The sequence below is a fragment of the Shewanella sp. KT0246 genome, assembly GCF_019654955.1.
In the GTDB taxonomy this organism is placed as follows: domain Bacteria; phylum Pseudomonadota; class Gammaproteobacteria; order Enterobacterales; family Shewanellaceae; genus Shewanella; species Shewanella goraebulensis.
The window spans coordinates 152,534-170,545 of record NZ_BPEV01000002.1 but is presented as its reverse complement, the minus strand read 5'-3'; the positions used below and the strand labels follow the sequence as shown (position 1 = coordinate 170,545).

Sequence of the window (18,012 nt, the reverse complement as noted above, 5' to 3'; positions counted from 1 at the left end):
CCGCTGGTAGTTGCGAGAAATCTTAAAATAGTCTTAATTAAGCCAATACTTAATTGCCTTAATATTAACAAGAATTATGACCTAAACGATGATTTATTTCAGGGGTAAATATGTGATGTGATGCGGCTTTCTTATAAAAATAAATAGCTACTAAGTTAGGTGCTATCCCACTTTTGAGCGTAAAGTTTGCCATGCTTCACAAACTTGTCGAAACTGCTGTGCATCTCCGCCTGGGCGATCGGGATGAAGCTTTAGTGCCAGCTTACGCCATTGTTTACGAATATCTTTATTCGTGGCGCTTGCATCTAACTCAAAAATACTCAGGGCATGGCTGTCATGCATTAATACTTGATTGACGCCAATATACTCTTGATAACTCGACCAAAAGGACTCTAACATTTCTTTGACTACGTTAGCGCACGTATCGTATTGCTGCCAATCGAGGTAATACTCTTTTAACGCTGCATCATGGCTTTGCTGCACGGCAATGTCATGGGGCAAAATTCTGAAAATCTGAATATCCATAGCTTTAACTTGCAACCATTGATTAGGAAGTAGCAAGCTCTGTAGTTCAAAAAGGGCGTTCATTAACAGGAAGTTACGTTTGAAGAGATCTTTTTCAGGTTCAGGATCTAAATCATGCATTAATCCTTTGCCTTGCAATTCGCTGGCTAAATGGTGGACTTTCCAACTTTGACAAGAACTTTGCAGTAGAGTGAGAAGCGGCCATATCAACGGATTATCACTTCTTGAAGATAATCTATCAGAGTCGGCTTGTTGTCGAAGTTGAGCGTCATTAGCTGCAAGCATAGTGTTGGTTTCGCTATGAATTGGCATTAAATTTACTATGCCACAGAACAATGTGGAGTCAATGATGTTTTTTTGTTCAACCGCTTATAGCGTCCCTAAGTTCATTTTGTTTAACAAATATGACGATTAAACGTATTCCTCACAGACAAACTATCCTAATTTGGTATAAAATTCGCCGCAATAAAAATGATAGGGGCCAAAACCAATGACAGATAAACATTACATCAGTGCACAACAGCTACTGGAAGATTCTTTTAAACTTGCTGCGCAGGTTTATGACAGTGGCTTTAGACCACAATTTATTGTTGGTATCTGGCGTGGTGGCGCTCCAATCGGTATTGCTGTGCAAGAATTCTATGATTTCAAAAATGTTGAAACGGATCATATCGCCGTAAGAACGTCTTCTTATTACGGAATTGGTACCGACAAGCAAAGCAAGAAAATCAAAGTACATGGCCTACATTACATTATTGAAAATGCTAATGCTGATGATGGACTATTGATTGTTGACGATGTTTTTGACTCTGGTCGTAGTGTTGATGCGTTAATCGATAAGCTGCAAAAGTTTATGCGTAAGAACATCCCTACTGATATTCGTGTTGCCTGCCCTTATTACAAACCAAAGAATACAGCGGTAGATTTGAAGCCTGATTACTTTATTCACGAGTCTGAAGAGTGGTTAGTGTTCCCTCATGAAGTATCGGGATTAAACCCGCAGGAAATCGCTGAAGGTAAAAGTGATTTTAAGAATATTCAGCATTTGTTTAAGTAAAAGCAACGAAACTGGTTATTTTTTGCTAAACTAGCAAGCTGAACAGTGCGTCAATGATAGTGACATACACGTGGTTTTAGTCCGTGTTTAGCTACTATCTTGATGCATTTTTTATTACCTAGAAAAAGATAAACATTCATTATGAGTTCTGTAGAAATATTTTCGCCGACATCAACGCCAACTAAGCCTACTGAAAAGAAACAGTTAGAGCTTCTTGCACCTGCAAAAAACGCTGACTATGGTATTGAAGCCATTCGTCACGGTGCTGATGCGGTTTACATTGGTGGCCCAGCTTTTGGCGCACGCCATAATGCGGGTAACAGTGTTGAAGATATTACTCGTTTAGCTGAATTTGCTCATCGCTATCATGCTCAAGTCTTCGTTGCGTTAAATACCATTTTGATGGATGACGAAATTGAGCAGGCGCAGAGCTTAATCTGGGAATTATATGAAGCAGGTGTCGATGCGTTAATTATCCAAGATATGGGGTTGCTGCAATTGGATTTACCGCCAATTGCCATGCATGCCAGTACGCAAATGGATAATCGCACCCCTGAAAAAGCAGTATTTTTAGAGCAGGTGGGATTCTCGCAAGTAGTATTAGCCCGCGAGTTAAACTTGCCGCAAATTAAGCAAATTGCTGACAACACCAAGCTTAAATTGGAATATTTTGTCCATGGCGCACTATGTGTAAGTTACAGCGGTTTATGTAACATCAGTCATGCGTTTTCAAATCGCAGTGCTAACCGCGGTGAGTGTTCGCAAATGTGTCGTTTACCATGTGACCTTTCAACCCGAGATGGTGAAGTCTTAGCTGAAAATGAGCATTTATTATCACTTAAAGATAATAACCAAACGGAAAACCTCGAAGCATTGATTGATGCGGGCGTGACCTCTTTTAAAATTGAAGGACGTTTAAAGGACATCAGTTACCTTAAAAATGTCACCGCACATTACCGTCAGCAGCTTGATGCGATTATCGATCGCCGCAGCGATCTAGAATCTATGTCTCATGGTCGCAGTGAGTTCACTTTCACACCAGATCCTGAAAAAAGCTTTAACCGTGGTAAAACCGATTATTTTATCAATCAGCGTACCGCATTGATTGAGCATTTTAGTTCACCTAAATACATAGGTGAAAAGGTCGGTACCATTGTGGGTGTTGGCCGCGACTTCATTAAAGTCGACAGTGCAAAAGCTGGTAAAACCATCGAGTTTAATAATGGTGATGGTTTGTGTTTCTTTATTGATGGTTATCAAAAGCAACGTTTGTCAGATAACAAAACCAAAGGTTTGCGGGTAAACCGCGCCGATGGGAATACTTTATTTTTAACCGATGTCAGTAAAGACTTGAAAGTGGGTGTCGAGCTTTTCAGAAACTTTGACCACCAGTTTGATGCTTTGCTATCAAAAGATTCAGCCACCCGTAAAATCATGGTCGATATGGTGTTAGATGACACTGAGACTGGTATTGCATTAACAGTTTCAGATAAGCATCAACATTCAGTCACGGTTAAACTTGAATGGGCTAAAGAGCCAGCAAAAGATTACGCCAAAGCTGACGCGAATTTACGTACTCAGTTAGCTAAACTGGGTAACAGTGACTACAGCTTGCAGCAGTTACAGGTTAATTGTGCCAATCGCTGGTTTTTACCAGCTTCAGTCATCAATGGTCTACGCCGAGATGCGATAGCGGCTTTTGATGAGGCTCGTGTAAATGCTTATCAGCGTCCACTTCGTGGTGAGCATGATAAAGAAGCGCGTTTCCCGCAAAAGTATTTAAGCTTTTTATCTAACGTTGCCAATGATAAGTCTCGTGAGTTTTACGAGCAGCATGGCGTGATTCAGATGGAAGATACTTACGAGAAAAACCAAGTATTAACTGATGCGCCATTGATGGTGACTAAGCACTGTTTACGTTACAGTTTCAACTTATGTCCTAAAGAAGTTGAAGGGATTAAAGCCGATCCTATGGTGTTAGATATCGGTAAAGATAGATTGAAGTTAGTCTTTGATTGTCAGAAATGTGAAATGATGATTGTGGGCTCAAACCAACTAGTAAAGCAGTAGCTTTACCTTTTAATTTAAAAGTGCTCAAAATGAGTGCTAAATAGACAATGTTCGCGTACACTGCGCGACCTTAATTTAAGCTGAGTTTAGCTAGGAAAAACCGAATAATGAGCAAAAGTAAGAAGTACGATTTTAGAGTGTTAACCGTTGGCGATACTTTCAAGACTGAAATCACTCGTCGTATGAGTGCAACTAAAACGATCGTGTCTAAGAGTCACGATGGTTTTACAACAGAAGATGAAGCGGTTGCATGGGGTCAAAAAGAGCTAACAGCATTTATGAGCACCCAAGTTGAACGTAATAAACGTAAAACTGAAAAGAAAATTAAAGCTAAATCTATTGCTGATGCCATTGCTGCAGAAGCGTTAACTGATGAAGCAAATGAAATAGATCTAACTGATTCAGCGGATGAGCTTGAAGATTAATCGTTAAGATAATACAGTAATGCAACATTTTGGTGACATAGTTGCTGTATTTCTGTTTGATTTAACTAGGTTTCACCTTTCAGCACCAATACCAAGGATGATTTCGGTATGAAAGCTAGCATGACCCTAATAATATCTGCGGGGCTATTTTTATTGAGCCCTTCTTATAATGTAATGGCCAAAGAGCCAACCCCTCATATTAACGCTATAACGGCATATTCAGATGCTGATGGCGGTTCAGAACAGAAACAACTTTCAATCTTTGCTAATAAAGTATCATTTGATCTGCCTGTTGGCTGGAAAATGGCTTTTAATTCTGAAAAAGGCAACATGTACAAAGCTGAGTTTGTACCTGCTGGTGAAACTCTCAACGATTGGTCTGCGTTATATTGCATTCAAGGCTTTAAAGGCCTAGCTACCAGCATTGATAGCACTCAATTTCTAGATAGATTTGCTGATACATACCAAGATGCCTGCCAAGGTAGTGTGACTTATGAGCAACTTGGTATGACCCAAATTGGTGGCAAAGAGGCTTATCACGGTATTATTGGCTGTACCAATATGAAGAATGTTTATGGTGGAGCAACATCTAGAACACGTCAGGGTGAAATTGGTTATTACGCTGTACTTAAAGATACCGAAGATATGTATTTAATTCATAAGTCGATGAGAGGCGAAGTGTTTAGCGAGTCTAATCCACCGCTAAATGGCTCAAATCATCGCGATTTCATTTCAAAAATGCTGCAACTTAAATTTCAGCGTTAGGTCTATTTAGCAAGCCTTTATCTATTTTATATGAGCTCATATTATTCAATCTGTATAACTCAGCATTGAATAATATGAATGATCCTCATTCTTTATACCAAAAAGTAACTTTAACCAGTTATAATGCGCCTAGTTGTTATATGGACTTGTTTAACGACAATCGTAACAATGACAAATTTATCGTCAATCTTATGTGGTGCCTGTGAGTGCTTCATCTTTGTGATGTTGTGACACGGGATAATCGGGAAACTAGTGAGAGTCTAGTGCTGCCCCCGCAACGGTAATGGTGAGAACTGAGTGCGTTTGCTTATGTTTGCTATTAATTACAATAAAGGTAATTACAGTAAATGAAAACGTTTAAAACTCTGCTTCGTGAGTCATTTATATGACTTTATCCTAAGTCCGGAGACCGGCCCCAAAAAGATGATTTTGAGATTTCGGTGGGCAGATCTCGAAATGTAGCTTCACTAGTTGATAGCAAAGGTGAGTGGATCCAATAGATCCGATTCTCTGGCTGAACACTAGCACAATTCGCTGCGGCAAATATGCCCCATTTTTCCTTTCAGGAGTTAAAGGTAAATGGGTACTAATCCAACTAAAATCGCAACTGCGCTTAGCCTAATATTAAGCGTTTCTGCTGTATCATTTGTTTCAAGCGCAACAGCTGAAACAGCTAACACTTCTTCTGCTACTAATAGCACTGAAACCATTGTGGTTATCGGTCGGAGTGAAGCCAATCCGTTAAACATTGCTGCCAACGTTAACGTTATTGATCAGGTTGATATTGAAATGAGCGGCGCGGTGAGTTTAACTGACTTACTTCGTAGCCAAGCAGGTATTCAAGTTTCTGATAATAACTCAGGAACCACCTTTGCGATGCGTGGCTTTACGGCGTCACAAGCTGCCAGTAACACCTTGATTTTGATTGATGGTCGCCGCTTAAATAATATCGATATCTCAGCGCCTAGCATCAATGCCGTGCCATTAAATCAAGTTGAGCGCGTAGAAGTTCTATACGGCTCAGCAGGTGTGCTTTATGGTGACCAAGCTGTAGGTGGTGTGATTAATATCATCACTAAGGCACCTAATGGCACTGGTGGAGCCTTTGAACTTAGCGGTGGTAGCTTTGATACTTATGAAGCTAAAGGTGATATCTCTGGGGCGATAAATGAGGCGTGGCGTTATTATTTAGCAGCGAGCTATAACCAAAGTGACAACTATCGAGACAATAATGAAAGCGAAACTGGCTCAGTGTTAGGTCGTTTACAGTATCAATCAGATAAACAGCAATTCTTTGTCGAAGCTAACTATTTTGATGATAACCGCCAAGCACCAGGTGCATTATCACTTGAACAGTTTGAGCAAGACCCAACTCAAGCTGCTCCTTTCACTGATGGCGAATACACTCACGAAATGACCACAGCGCTGCGTAGTGGCTATGAATATCAGTTAAACCAAGAGTGGGCATTAATTGCTGATTTAACCTACTCAGACACGTTAACCACTAACTTTTTATATGGCAGCGCTGGTCGTATTGAACGTAATTTATTAAGTTTTTCACCAAAAGCCACGGCTAACTACCAGCTTGAACAGGGTGATTTAGATATTGTTGCAGGTATTGATTTAAGCATCGGTGAAGCTGACTTTGATTTAGCCTATACTCAAAGAAACAATGAGCAAAAAATGGCCAGTGTTTATGCTCAAGCGTCAGTACCGTTAACTAAGACATTATCTTATGTTGTTGGTGGTCGTTACAGTGAAGTCACTGATGACTTAACAGATCAAACACTCTATCCAACTGGTGTAGAGCTTGATAATGATGCGCATGCATTTGAGTTAGGCCTTAACTATCGTCCAAGTATTGAAAACCGTTTTTATATCCGCGCCAATGATAACTTCCGCTTCGCTAAAGTGGATGAACAAGCTTATACCCCTATCACCACTATTGGGCTAGACCCACAAACTGGTCGCTCATATGAAGCGGGTTGGGATTGGACCACAACAGCACAGGTATTTAAGTTAAATGCGTACCGCCTCGATTTAGAAGATGAGATTGTTTACGATGCTGGTCGTACTGACGGTCCTCAAGGTGGTGGGGCTAACGTTAATGCTGATGCATCGCGTCGATACGGGATCAATACCAGTTACGATATTCAGTTATCAGCTGATTGGTTATTAGGAGCATCGTATGAATACATTGATGCAGAGTTCACTGAAGGCGAAAACGAAGGTAAAGCACTTTCTTGGGTTGCAAAGCATAACGGCCGCGCGCACTTAAGTTACGATATTGCATCTGAGTGGCAGCTATTTGTAGAAGGTATCTACACAGGTGAACGTTTTATTGAAGGTGATAATGGCAACGTTGATCCTAAGTTATCAAGCTATGTGCTAGCTAACTTAGCGCTTAACTATACACGCGATAACTGGTCTGCGAGTTTGCGCGCCGATAACTTATTAGATGAAGAATATGTCAGTGCGGGTTACTACTCTGCTTGGGGCAATGGATATTATTCTGGTAATGGTCGCTCAGTTCGCTTAACGGCGGGATACCGCTTTTAAGCCATTTTTTTGTACTGCTATTATATTCGCTTAGCTGCGTAAATGACGAAGAATCTAAAGCCGACAAGCAGCTTGTCGGCTTTTTGTTTGATAATAGATTAATTACTTGACCTTAGTGCCGCTTATGTGGATAAATTCCCTAATAGAAATCTAAAAATATTAAAGGGAAGCAGTACAATATGACCTATCTTGAGCAACAGGTGCTAACTCAAGTCAAAGCTATTATCGGAAACGAAGAGCAAGTGATTGGTCGACGTGGTATTTTGATTCCTTTAAAGAAAGCACTGATTAACGAAGCCGATATTCGTATTTTAATCGACATCGTTTCAAGTGACCCAGCCTTAGCTGCGCATCTATTATGGCGCAGTAATACTGCTCAAGCTGGTGGTATCATCTCTACTAAAAATCGTAGTATTAAAGATGCTCTTATCCGTTTAGGACAAGTGAATATTTATCGCTATGCGTTTTCTTTTTATTTAAAAGAGCGTTTAGATGAGTTAAAAGAACCTTATAGTAAACTGGTAAAAGGCTATTGGACATTAACTGAGAATATTGCAGTTGATGCGGTTCAGCACCTTCGTGATATTGAAGAGAGCGATCAACCCATTGATATTGATGCTGACGAAGTGCAAACCCTAGCCTTATTCAGTGTATTTGGCCAAGTGATTACCTTGAGTGCTTTTGCATTTTTAAATGCCGCCTCAGAGAAAGCGATTGCATTGCAAGTGATTAAAAACTTAATTGATACACAGCAGCAAAGTTTATCTATCGAAGCGTTTGAGGCGCTAGGTTTAGATGATGATTTACGTAATGAATTTATGGTTGCTCATAATATTAGCCAAACGAATAATCCTAATTCTGCGGGGATGGTTTTGAGACATGTGCTAGCTAAGCGCAATGTGCTGATTAATCCGCTTGTGGGAGATGAGTAACTGCTAACTTATAAGTTAACTCATGGTTTTATCTAAATAGTTTCAGATACAAAAATGCCACTCAATGAGTGGCATTTTTATGTCTAACGCGCTCTTTGACAGGTTATATAACTGCGCTCAGATTAGTGTTGCTGACTTAAGCGCTGTAACTTTAAGCCCTCTGCTGCCACTAACGTTAACCATTTTTGAATTAAACTCGTATTAGCCGCATTACGGCGATAGGCTGCAAATAATGGACGCTTTAATCCTTCTGCGCCAAGTTTTACTGAAGAGAGGTTTAATCCATGGCTCTCATTAATTGACCAACTTGGTAATGCCGCTATGCCATCGTTACACGCGACACGTTGTAATAACATCGCGGTTAAGTCGCACTGTTTTTGCTCACCAGCTTCAACACCTGCAGGTTCTAAAAAGTGTTTAAAAATATCTAGACGCTGCAGTGGAACAGGGTATGTAATTAATGTTTGTTTAGCTAATTGCTCAGGCTTGATGAAAGCTTCTTTTGCTAATGAATTTTCGTTAGCGACAACTAGTTTAACCTCAAAATCGAATAAATGCTGATAAGCCAAGGCGTGACCAGGTACAGGATCTGAGGTCAGCACTATGTCTAACTCACCCATTTCTAATGCATTTAATGAATCAAACAAATGTCGACTTGAAAGGTCAATTCGTCCGTCTGGTGCAATATGTTTAAAAGCTTCTGTCACTGGCATTAACCAGCGGAAACAGCTGTGACATTCAATGCCCAGTTTTAGTGATTGTGACTCCGCATCTAGACCTTTTTTAAGATCTGATTCGGTTACCATCACTTTAGGCAAAATCTCTTCAGCGAGATTCAATAATCTAGCGCCTTCTTGTGTGAATGACAGCGGTTTGCTTTTTCGAATAAAAATAGCCGAGTTAATTCGGGTTTCTAATTCTTTAATCTGATGTGATAACGCTGACTGAGTTACGAAACGTTTTTTCGCGGCACCAGCTAGGCTACCACTCTCTTTGAGCGCCATTAGAGTACGAAGGTGTCTCAGCTCTATCATATTATCCTCACATGAATTTTGTTCAACTTTCGGGTGAAATCTATTCGATTGCTTAGATGCAGAGTACCACAGTAAACTTCTAGACGTCCAGACGCCTGTGTAATTAATTTACATAAATGTACTTAACTTGTTAACTTGTTGCGTTTTTTGATATGAAAATTACAAACTTACGGTTTCCTTTTATTCGTCACCAATAAAGCTAAAACTTGTATTATCGATTCCTTTTGCGGATAAACTCATAGTGTTTTATTGAATAAGCCTAATGGTTCGTTCGGCCTTATGATCGTAGATAAATCCATTTGAGTTAGGGTAGCTAGCAAAGTTACCTAAGCCTTATAGAATAAGGCTTTTATGATATCCAATCACCAAATATCCATACTGTTTATGCAATAACCTGTTTAAGCCATAAAGTGGCTAATAAAATGTCAAACGTTCAATTATGCTTCAGCTTTGGTAGTGGTTAAAAGTTGAATGTGAGAGTAGAAGTAAGTCACTTTTAGTGACTTGTTTGACTCATTTTATTGATGAAAAAAGCTTTGGGTTAAAACTTAGAATAAACATAACAAGACTCTGCTGCTTATCCTTAAAAGTGCTTTTAATATGAGTAATATTCATTCATTGTGTTGAAGTTACGCAGATTTTTATAGGTTATCTATACTCAGTTAATGTCCTTTAATAATGATGGAGTAACAATGAGTCATACCTATAAACTGATTGAATTGACAGGATCATCACCAATTAGCTCGGATGACGCGATCAAAAATGCGATCGCGGCGGCTAATAAATCAATAAAGCATATGCGCTGGTTTCAAGTGGTCGAAACAAGAGGGCATTTGGAAGAAGGTTTGATTGCGCATTGGCAAGTGACTATTAAAGTTGGATTCACTTTAGATCAAAGTTAGCAGCTTCTAGTGACTCTTTTACTATTAAACACAATGCAGTTGAAGGTCACTTCAGCTGCATTTTAGTTTTTATCACTTGGCTATGGCTATATGAAAGAGTGCTAGGCGTCTCTAGGTAAGCCTTTTTCAATGGCTCTAATAACACGTTGAGTTTTACGGCTGAGTATTTCTGTATGAGCTTTGTTTTGCTCTTCGATGGCCCAATCAATATGTTCAATGACCATATCGTTTACTCCATCAGAATCCTTACGAGCAAGCAGCGCCAATATAATATCTTCATTAAATGGAGCATTACCTAATGCAACGGCGATGTTTCTGAGCCAATTCTTATGGCCAATTCGCCTTATTGGACTGCCTTCGGTGAGTGAAAGAAACTGTTTCTCTGTCCAAGCGAATAAGGTGAGCAATTTAGGCTGCAATAATGGCTCACGAATATGAAAATCAGCTTGCTCTGTTAAAGGGGCTTTGGCGTTAACAGGGCAGACTAATTGGCAGTCATCACAACCATAAATACGATTACCAATGGCACGTCGAAACTCAACAGGAATAGCACCTTGAAGCTCTATGGTTAAATAAGAAATACAACGGCGGCCATCAACCACATTATCTTCAAGTATTGCATTGGTGGGGCATGATTTAATGCAAGCTACGCAGGTATTACAGCTTTGATTGATTGGAATATCAATTGGCAGTGGAATGTTTATTAATACTTCACCTAAAAAGAACCAACTGCCAGCTTCTGGGTTTAACAATAGGGAGTGTTTCCCTGTCCAGCCTAAACCCGCTTTTTCAGCCAATGGTCTTTCAAGCACTGGGGCTGAATCGACAAAAGGTCGAAAATCAACACCTGTTACACCTAAGTCGTTGCAATGTGAGACAATTTTATCGCCGAGCTTTTTAAGCTGTTTGCGAATTAATTTATGGTAATCACGTCCGCCAGCATAACGCGAAATATACCCAAGGTTGGGATCGGAGAGATTAGTCGCAAACCCCGCCTGTGGCGGTAAATAATCCATTCTTGCACTCAAGACTCGCACAGTACCTGGATGAAGCTCATAGGGGCGTGCTCGCATCATGCCGTGATTTGCCATGTAACTCATCTCGCCGTGATAACCATTGTCCAGCCATTGCTGTAACTTAGGTTCTTCTGTTTTGAGATTCGTATCTGTTATTCCTATCTCGGCAAAGCCTAACTCTTGTGCCCATGATTTTATCTGGCGTGACAAATCTGACGTTTCTTGAGCTGTCATTTCACGACTCAAGCTTGAGTCAGCTTGAATGTCGGTGTTTGGTTTTGAGTCAGGCATGAAAGGCTATTACAGTTGATGATTACTAGTGCTGATTATACTCGCTAACGGCTGGCTAAGCATCATCACGGAAGTAAACCACTTGATTGCGGCCTTGGTTCTTAGCTTGATATAAAGCCAAGTCGGCTTTTTTAATGATCTCGGTAAGTTTAGCTTCGTCTTTATAGGCCGCGACTCCAGCACTTACCGTTACCGATAAGTTTTCACTAAAATTACTAAACTCGACAAAATTTACTTCATCAATAATAGTTTGAGCTGTTTTTATTGCACTTTGGGAGCGAGTGTTAGGCAGTAACACTAAAAACTCTTCCCCTCCTACACGGCCCATAACACTCGTTTGCGATATTTTACGACGTAAGATTTGTGCAATAGTTTTTAACACTATATCGCCAATGCTGTGACCATGTTGGTCATTAACCTGTTTAAAATGATCGATATCTATAGATATTATCGAGAAGGGCTGTTGATGTTGAGATAATCGGTTAAAAGTATCCTGGGCTTCTCGATAAAAACTGAGTCGATTGGGTAATTGAGTCAATAAATCTGTTAACGCAAGTTCCTTGAGTTGTTTAGACTTTTTATTGAAATAGAGACTGAATAAAATTAACAATAATATCGATGCAAAACCCAGCGCAAGGGTAATGATTTGTAATCTCTCGTTGTCTTGTTTAATGCTCAATTGTTGATCTTTTAACTGATGAAACGCCACTAATTCGGCATTTTCGGCTTCAATTTTTTCGCTATCAAATTTTACACGCATTTCAGTACTGGCTTGGTTTTCAAGAGCTTTATCTAGAATAAGGTGAATATCATAGAGCTTAAGTTGTGCTTCGTAAGCCTGTTGCCACAGTCCTAATGATTCATAAATTTCTACTTTTAGTTCGAGAAGCATTTCATGACCACGTTTATTGTGGTTTTTATTAAAACCTGCAGTGGATTTTTTGAGATGGGGTATGGCTTGCTCGGTTAAGCCTAAACCATGTTTCGCCTGGGCTTTATAAAGATGTAAAAAGCTGTAATGGGTATCAACTGATGGGCTGATCACCGATTCAAATTTGTCGAGATAATCCAATGCTTGCTGATACTGGCCTAGGCGGATTAAAGCTGATGACATATCGACTGCAACACGGGCTGTAAAAGTAGGATCTGAATGGACCTCTTCATAGTATTTAAAAATTGCTAAATAATAATCAGCGGCCTTTTGATATTCATTGATATCTTCATAGGCATAAGCCATGTCATTTTTCACTAACATAACCAAGGCAATTTGATTGCTGTCACTAAAAGCTTGTTCAAGTTCTGCGTAGTACTTAAGCGCCGTATCGGTTTCACCAAGACGGCGGTATGTGATGGCTAAATCCAGCAAACCTAACCGTTCAAGTGTGATCAATCCTAATTGCTGGTAACGCTCATAAGCTTCTAGTAGGTTTTTAAGTGCAAAAGCAAAATCTCCTGTATAGGAGGCGATTTGACCTAGCATTGAATAAGCATCGGCAATGAGTCGCTCATTTGCTATTTGTTGGGCGTTGTTAAGAGCTGCTTTAACCATTTCGTTTGCTTCAGTAATCTCGCCTTTATAGCGTAATAACGTTGCTTCACAGAGCTTTAGTTCAATGCTAATTGCTGGTGGTATGTCAGGATAATGATTATAGATATTGCTAAGAAACTCTTGAGCATTCTGGTTTTGTTGCTCTGCTAAAAAATTATATGCCATACACTGCTTTGGCATTAGACGGTAAGTTCGTTCAATATCACCTTCAGCAATTAGCTGCGCCATTTCTTCAATTAGAATGGGGAAACTGGCATCATTGATATCGCCGTCATCAACTTGTTTAAAAATCTCTTCAAACCTAGGGTTATCGAATGGTTTCTTTTCGCTTGCAGTAATTTGAGTTGTATCAGCGCTTAATGCGAAGGCTTGCGAAGAAAGCGTGATAGATACTGTCAAGCATATCGACATGGAAAGCATGAACATGACAGTGAAGAGATGGCGCATCATTGGCTGTGCTCCTGCTTTGATGATTTAAGGTTTAGTGCTAAATCTTCTTCATCTTCATCTTCATCTTCAAGAGCTATTTGATAATTCACGTAGCCATCTCGGCCAGCATTTTTTGCTTGATATAGTGCGATATCTGCTTTTTTAAGTAATGGCGAGATTGCCTTTTCATCTGTGACTGTTGCAATGCCAATACTGACAGTAAATGGGTTTGGCATCGACAGAGCTTGCGTATCAATGAGCTTTACGTGCTGGTTAATTCTACTGGCTAAACTGATTGCATCGGTGTCGTCAGCATTAGGCATAATAACCAGAAACTCTTCGCCGCCAATACGCGCTAACGTGTCTTCTTTGCGACAGATTTCATTGATTTTATGAGCGATTAATTGCAATGCTGTATCACCAACATCATGGCCAAAATTGTCATTTACGGCTTTAAAGTGGTCAACATCAATTAGTAGGATAGAGAACTTATTTCCTTTTAAAAATAGATGCTTAACTATTTTATATGCAAACAATCGATTAGGGATTTGAGTCAGTGGATCAGTTAAAGCAAGTTGCTTATATTGGATGGATTTAAATATGAGTTTGACGAAGAAAATAGCCAATATAACAATGAGAATAAAGGTGAGCACTATAGCTACATATTGTAACTGTTGTTTGGTGGATAAGGCTTCAAGCTGGCTTTCTTTTAAGGCTTGGAATGCAATTAACTGGCTCTGCTGTTCTTCAAGCTGTTTTGAGTCAAACCGAATACGCATTTCAGAGTTAAAGGTGGCGAGTGCATTTTCATCCAATTGATTATGGATGGTTAAAAACTTATGATGCCAATGATTAGCTGATTTAAAATCTCCTTGCTGAGCATACAACTCAGCAACCACAGGATAAGCAATGGCTAGGCCTTTCTTGTTATTGTATTTATCAAAGCTCTTCTTGGCTTCAATAAAATGCACTAATGCTTGCTCGTATTGCCCTTGTCGTAATCGCAATTCAAGGTAGTAAGTGTGCATATAACCAAAGTGAGAATAATTATTAGCTTTAATGAAGGGCTTAGCTTGATCTAACCACTTTTCTGCTTCATTTAAGCGGTTAAGTTTAATTAAAGGTGCTGACATATCGACAGCGATTTCAGCCATGTACAAGTCACTTCCAGATTTTACTGCGACCTGATATATCTTCTCAAAGTAATTCAGTGACTCTTGGTAGTCACCGCTATCGAGCTTAATATAAGCCATCGCTTGTTCTACCGTGGCCAATAAATTGAGCTTATTGTTCTCGATAAAATGTTGCTCAACAATATTATAATAATAGAGGGCTTTTTTGTTATCTCCCAAACGACGGTAAGCACTGGCTAAGGAGATAATATTAATATTGGCAGTGTTCCAATAGCCCAGCTTTTGATAGAGCTCAAACGATATCGACATACTGTCGATAGCGCTTAAAAACTGGGATTTAAATAAGCTTAATTGGCCTATTGTAAAATATGCATCGGCAATTAATTTGGTTTCGCCTAATGCCTCTGCTTTGGCTAGCATTTGTTGATTTATCTGCTCAGATTGTTGCAGCTCACCTAAGTACATCAGCGCAATAGAGCGGCACAAATTAAGTAATACGGGCGAAGATTGATAATAAAAATTCTGTTGTTCAAGGCTTGAGTATTGAGTAACAAAATCCTGCAGCTTTTCTTTTGAACCAGATGGGATTCGAGTACAGCTTAAGGTAGAAAGCTTTTCTAATCTTGGTTTATCAGCTTCATCTATCAGAGCTTCAAGCTCAAGTAGCTTTTCATCAAAATATAACGTTCCCGTCAGTTGATCACTTTCAAACTGACTTATTAACTCATCTGCCGCCTTATTCTCTATCATGTTGGCTGAGGCTGAAAATGAAACGTGCCCGAACAACACGATAATTGAGACAAATATACGGATGAGATATCTATAATAATCGTTACATCGAATATGTTTTTGCAAGGTTATTTATACCGTCTTAACACAGTTTCTTCCTGCAGACTTTGCTTGATACAGTGCATTGTCGACACGTAATAATAGCGCTTCTAAGTTACTATCATTGTCAAATTGACTCACGCCCGCACTAATAGTTTGTTTAAGCTCAGGGGCAATTTCATGCCAATCAGCATTAGCTACGGTTTTGACTAACCTTTCGGCAATATCCTGTGCTTGTTGCTCATTGGCACCTGGTAATAAAACCAAAAATTCTTCACCACCAACGCGTCCAACAGTATCCGATTTGCGCATTAAATTACGAGAAACCTCAGCTAATAGCACTAATACTTTATCGCCTATATCGTGGCCAAGCGTATCGTTTACCTTTTTAAAATGATCGGCATCGAATGAAATCAGCGAAAAATGAGTACTTTCTTTACGTGCTTGTTCAATATAACTCTTTGCCAACTTATATGTGTGTCGACGATTGGCTAATTGTGTTAACTCGTCAGTAAGTGCTAGGTTCTTGAATAATTGCTTTCGTTTGACCTGTTTAATTGCATACAGGGTCATTATAATTAAAATAATGGCGACTAAAAAAATAATAACTTGCTGTAACTCTTTATTCTTCTCTAATACTTTGAGCTCTTGTTCTTTTATACGCTGTATGTGTTGAAGCACCTGATTTTCAGATTCAATTTTATCGGTATTAAATCGTGCACGCATTTCACTATTGCGACTGCTGAGGCTTTTTTGATCAAGTTTATGGTGCAGTTTCAGATAATCACTCAAAGCGTGGTGGGCAGATTGATAGTCCTCTAAAAATAAATAAATTTCATTTCTTAAGGTATAAACTTGGCTTAGACCTCGCTCATTTTTACTGACATCGAAACCCATTTCAGCTTCGATTGCATAGTCTAATGCTTTTTCTGGTTGCTGTTTTATTAGTGCTGCCTGAGCCCTGAATAACTTCATAAAACTAAATAAACCATCAAGCTCTATGGTAATGGTCTTTTCTGCGAGCTCTAACGTTTCGATGGCTAAATCAACTTGACCCAGTTTTAACTGAATACCTGCAATATCAACTGCAGCACCTGCTGCAGGGATTGGCTGGTCTCTGTTTATCCAGAATTGATAACTTTTCTCGAATCGTTCAAGTGCTAGCTCATTTTTTCCGAGTTCTTCGTAGGAATAAGCGATTTGAGTATTGACATCGATAGCTTCTAAATCTTGATTATTTTCAAGATAAGCTTTCTCGAGCTTTTGCTGATAATTAAGCGCCATTTGTGGGTCGCCGAAACGGCGAAAACTATTGGCTATCTCACTTAAGTTAACTTGTGCCCAGTAATCCAATTTAAGCTGTTCATACATAGATTGCGCGGGAATGAGATCTTCAAGCGCGCCAGTATAATCTCCTTCATAGGACAGCATAGCACCGCGCATACTTCTACCATCGGCAATTAAGCGTAAGTTTTCAATTTGATAAGCTTCTTGAATCGCAGCGTCGTAGTCTAATTTTGCCTGTTGAGGCTTACCTGAATATTGATAATGAGAAGCGCGGCAAAGTAACAAATCTGCGTGAAGGGCTGATGGATAGCTCTTTTGATGGCGATTCATTAATTCTTCGGCGTGTTTAATCGCTTGTATAAATTCTTCGGACGTTTCTGAAGGATGGTACCAGCATTGAAGAGGAATGAGTTTTTCTTGCTGCTTAATATCATCTTGAGGAATGAGCGTTTCAAGTTCAGCTAAGTATGCTGCTAGTTTTTCAAGATCACCTTCTTTCCCCTCATTGAACACGTCGAATAGATAATCGATTCTTTGTTGGGTTTTCTGATCATTAATATTGTCGTTAGCTTTAGCTTGAGTTGTGAGAGCCGAGACACACAAGAATATAGCTAATACAAAGTGCAGCAGGATTTTAATCGAATATGTCTCATGTGAGTTTAAATGTCTGGCTTCATTATGACATATAAACTGGTTTGTTCAATTAAAGCTTTAAGGTGATTGCTATGTGGTCTTTTGTTAACTTATTTGAGATTAATTAGCGGGTTACTGTTGCTTAAATAGCAGCTTTTATTGATACAAAGGTTAAGTTTAAGTGAGTGGTAATTAATGTACTAGTCATGTGTCTACCCACTTTGTTAGGCTTCTATTTCACTTACTTCTTCTGAACTAAATTTGAAATGAATTCATCATATTTACTGAAACAAATATGTTGATATCTTGTGTTTGTAAATATATTAAACAATCATATTTTCTCTTGAACGTCTTTAGCTTTATGCCAGTTAAACAATGTGTTTCTTTTTATCTAAGCTTAATTAGGTAACTATTTATAAGGCTGAGCTTTATAACATCAGCTTAGAACACATGACTGCATAAATATCAGCATCCAGTGTATGAAGTGGTGACTCAAGTTATGTTTGCTACTTTTAAAGTCTACGCGAGAGGTAAGTTTGTGAAACTCTCAAAGATGCAGCTTACGCAGGCTATGTTG

13 protein-coding genes and 1 riboswitch are annotated in these 18,012 nt (G+C 39.3%); of the genes, 7 read left to right on the top strand and 6 right to left on the bottom strand.

All coding sequences use genetic code 11. The annotated features are described in order from the left end of the window. Positions 1 to 162: 162 nt before the first annotated feature. A complete protein-coding gene (locus K5Q58_RS01785; RefSeq protein WP_374758468.1) occupies positions 163 to 837 on the bottom strand; it encodes a DNA-J related domain-containing protein in 675 nt (224 codons plus the stop codon). Positions 838 to 1,015: 178 nt separating this feature from the next. Between K5Q58_RS01785 and K5Q58_RS01780 the strand changes: the two genes are divergently transcribed. The 6 genes from K5Q58_RS01780 to K5Q58_RS01755 all read left to right on the top strand — a co-directional run bounded on the left by K5Q58_RS01780 (position 1,016) and on the right by K5Q58_RS01755 (position 8,333). After that, a complete protein-coding gene (locus K5Q58_RS01780) occupies positions 1,016 to 1,582 on the top strand; it encodes a phosphoribosyltransferase (protein WP_102528939.1) in 567 nt (188 codons plus the stop codon). A 141-nt stretch (positions 1,583 to 1,723) separates the two neighbouring features. Beyond that, positions 1,724 to 3,652 (top strand): U32 family peptidase, encoded by a 1,929-nt coding sequence (locus tag K5Q58_RS01775; protein ID WP_220751955.1) that lies wholly within the window; start codon positions 1,724 to 1,726, stop codon positions 3,650 to 3,652. A gap of 107 nt (positions 3,653 to 3,759) precedes the next feature. Next, entirely contained in the window at positions 3,760 to 4,077 is a 318-nt protein-coding gene (locus K5Q58_RS01770; RefSeq protein ID WP_220751953.1) for a DUF3622 domain-containing protein, read from the top strand. Positions 4,078 to 4,185: 108 nt separating this feature from the next. Beyond that, positions 4,186 to 4,842 (top strand): hypothetical protein, encoded by a 657-nt coding sequence (locus tag K5Q58_RS01765; RefSeq protein ID WP_220751951.1) that lies wholly within the window; start codon positions 4,186 to 4,188, stop codon positions 4,840 to 4,842. A 177-nt stretch (positions 4,843 to 5,019) separates the two neighbouring features. After that, positions 5,020 to 5,275: riboswitch (cobalamin riboswitch) on the top strand. A 146-nt stretch (positions 5,276 to 5,421) separates the two neighbouring features. Next, positions 5,422 to 7,401 (top strand): TonB-dependent receptor, encoded by a 1,980-nt coding sequence (locus tag K5Q58_RS01760; RefSeq protein ID WP_220751949.1) that lies wholly within the window; start codon positions 5,422 to 5,424, stop codon positions 7,399 to 7,401. Between the two features lie 179 nt (positions 7,402 to 7,580). Continuing rightward, the gene (locus K5Q58_RS01755) at positions 7,581 to 8,333 is read left to right on the top strand and encodes an HDOD domain-containing protein (protein ID WP_220751947.1); all 753 of its coding nucleotides are present in this window, start codon (positions 7,581 to 7,583) and stop codon (positions 8,331 to 8,333) included. 122 nt (positions 8,334 to 8,455) lie between these two features. Here the strand turns inward: K5Q58_RS01755 and K5Q58_RS01750 are convergent, their stop codons facing one another. Next, entirely contained in the window at positions 8,456 to 9,367 is a 912-nt protein-coding gene (locus tag K5Q58_RS01750) for a LysR family transcriptional regulator (protein WP_220751945.1), read from the bottom strand. Positions 9,368 to 10,059: 692 nt separating this feature from the next. On the opposite strand from K5Q58_RS01750, the gene K5Q58_RS01745 reads away from it, so the two are divergent. Next, positions 10,060 to 10,269, top strand: a complete 210-nt coding sequence (locus tag K5Q58_RS01745) for a dodecin (RefSeq protein WP_055026266.1) — start codon at positions 10,060 to 10,062, stop codon at positions 10,267 to 10,269. A gap of 101 nt (positions 10,270 to 10,370) precedes the next feature. On the opposite strand, the gene queG is transcribed toward K5Q58_RS01745, so the two are convergent. From queG to K5Q58_RS01725, 4 genes are all read right to left on the bottom strand, one after another. Next, entirely contained in the window at positions 10,371 to 11,519 is a 1,149-nt protein-coding gene (gene queG / locus K5Q58_RS01740) for a tRNA epoxyqueuosine(34) reductase QueG (RefSeq protein WP_259651202.1), read from the bottom strand. A 112-nt stretch (positions 11,520 to 11,631) separates the two neighbouring features. Beyond that, positions 11,632 to 13,575, bottom strand: coding sequence for a tetratricopeptide repeat-containing diguanylate cyclase (locus K5Q58_RS01735; RefSeq protein ID WP_220751941.1), 1,944 nt, complete (start codon positions 13,573 to 13,575; stop codon positions 11,632 to 11,634). Continuing rightward, positions 13,572 to 15,437, bottom strand: a complete 1,866-nt coding sequence (locus K5Q58_RS01730) for a diguanylate cyclase (RefSeq protein ID WP_220751939.1) — start codon at positions 15,435 to 15,437, stop codon at positions 13,572 to 13,574. Before K5Q58_RS01730 ends, K5Q58_RS01735 begins: the two co-directional genes overlap by 4 nt. Positions 15,438 to 15,548: 111 nt before the next feature. Continuing rightward, the gene (locus K5Q58_RS01725; RefSeq protein WP_220751937.1) at positions 15,549 to 17,405 is read right to left on the bottom strand and encodes a GGDEF domain-containing protein; all 1,857 of its coding nucleotides are present in this window, start codon (positions 17,403 to 17,405) and stop codon (positions 15,549 to 15,551) included. Positions 17,406 to 18,012: the final 607 nt, after the last annotated feature.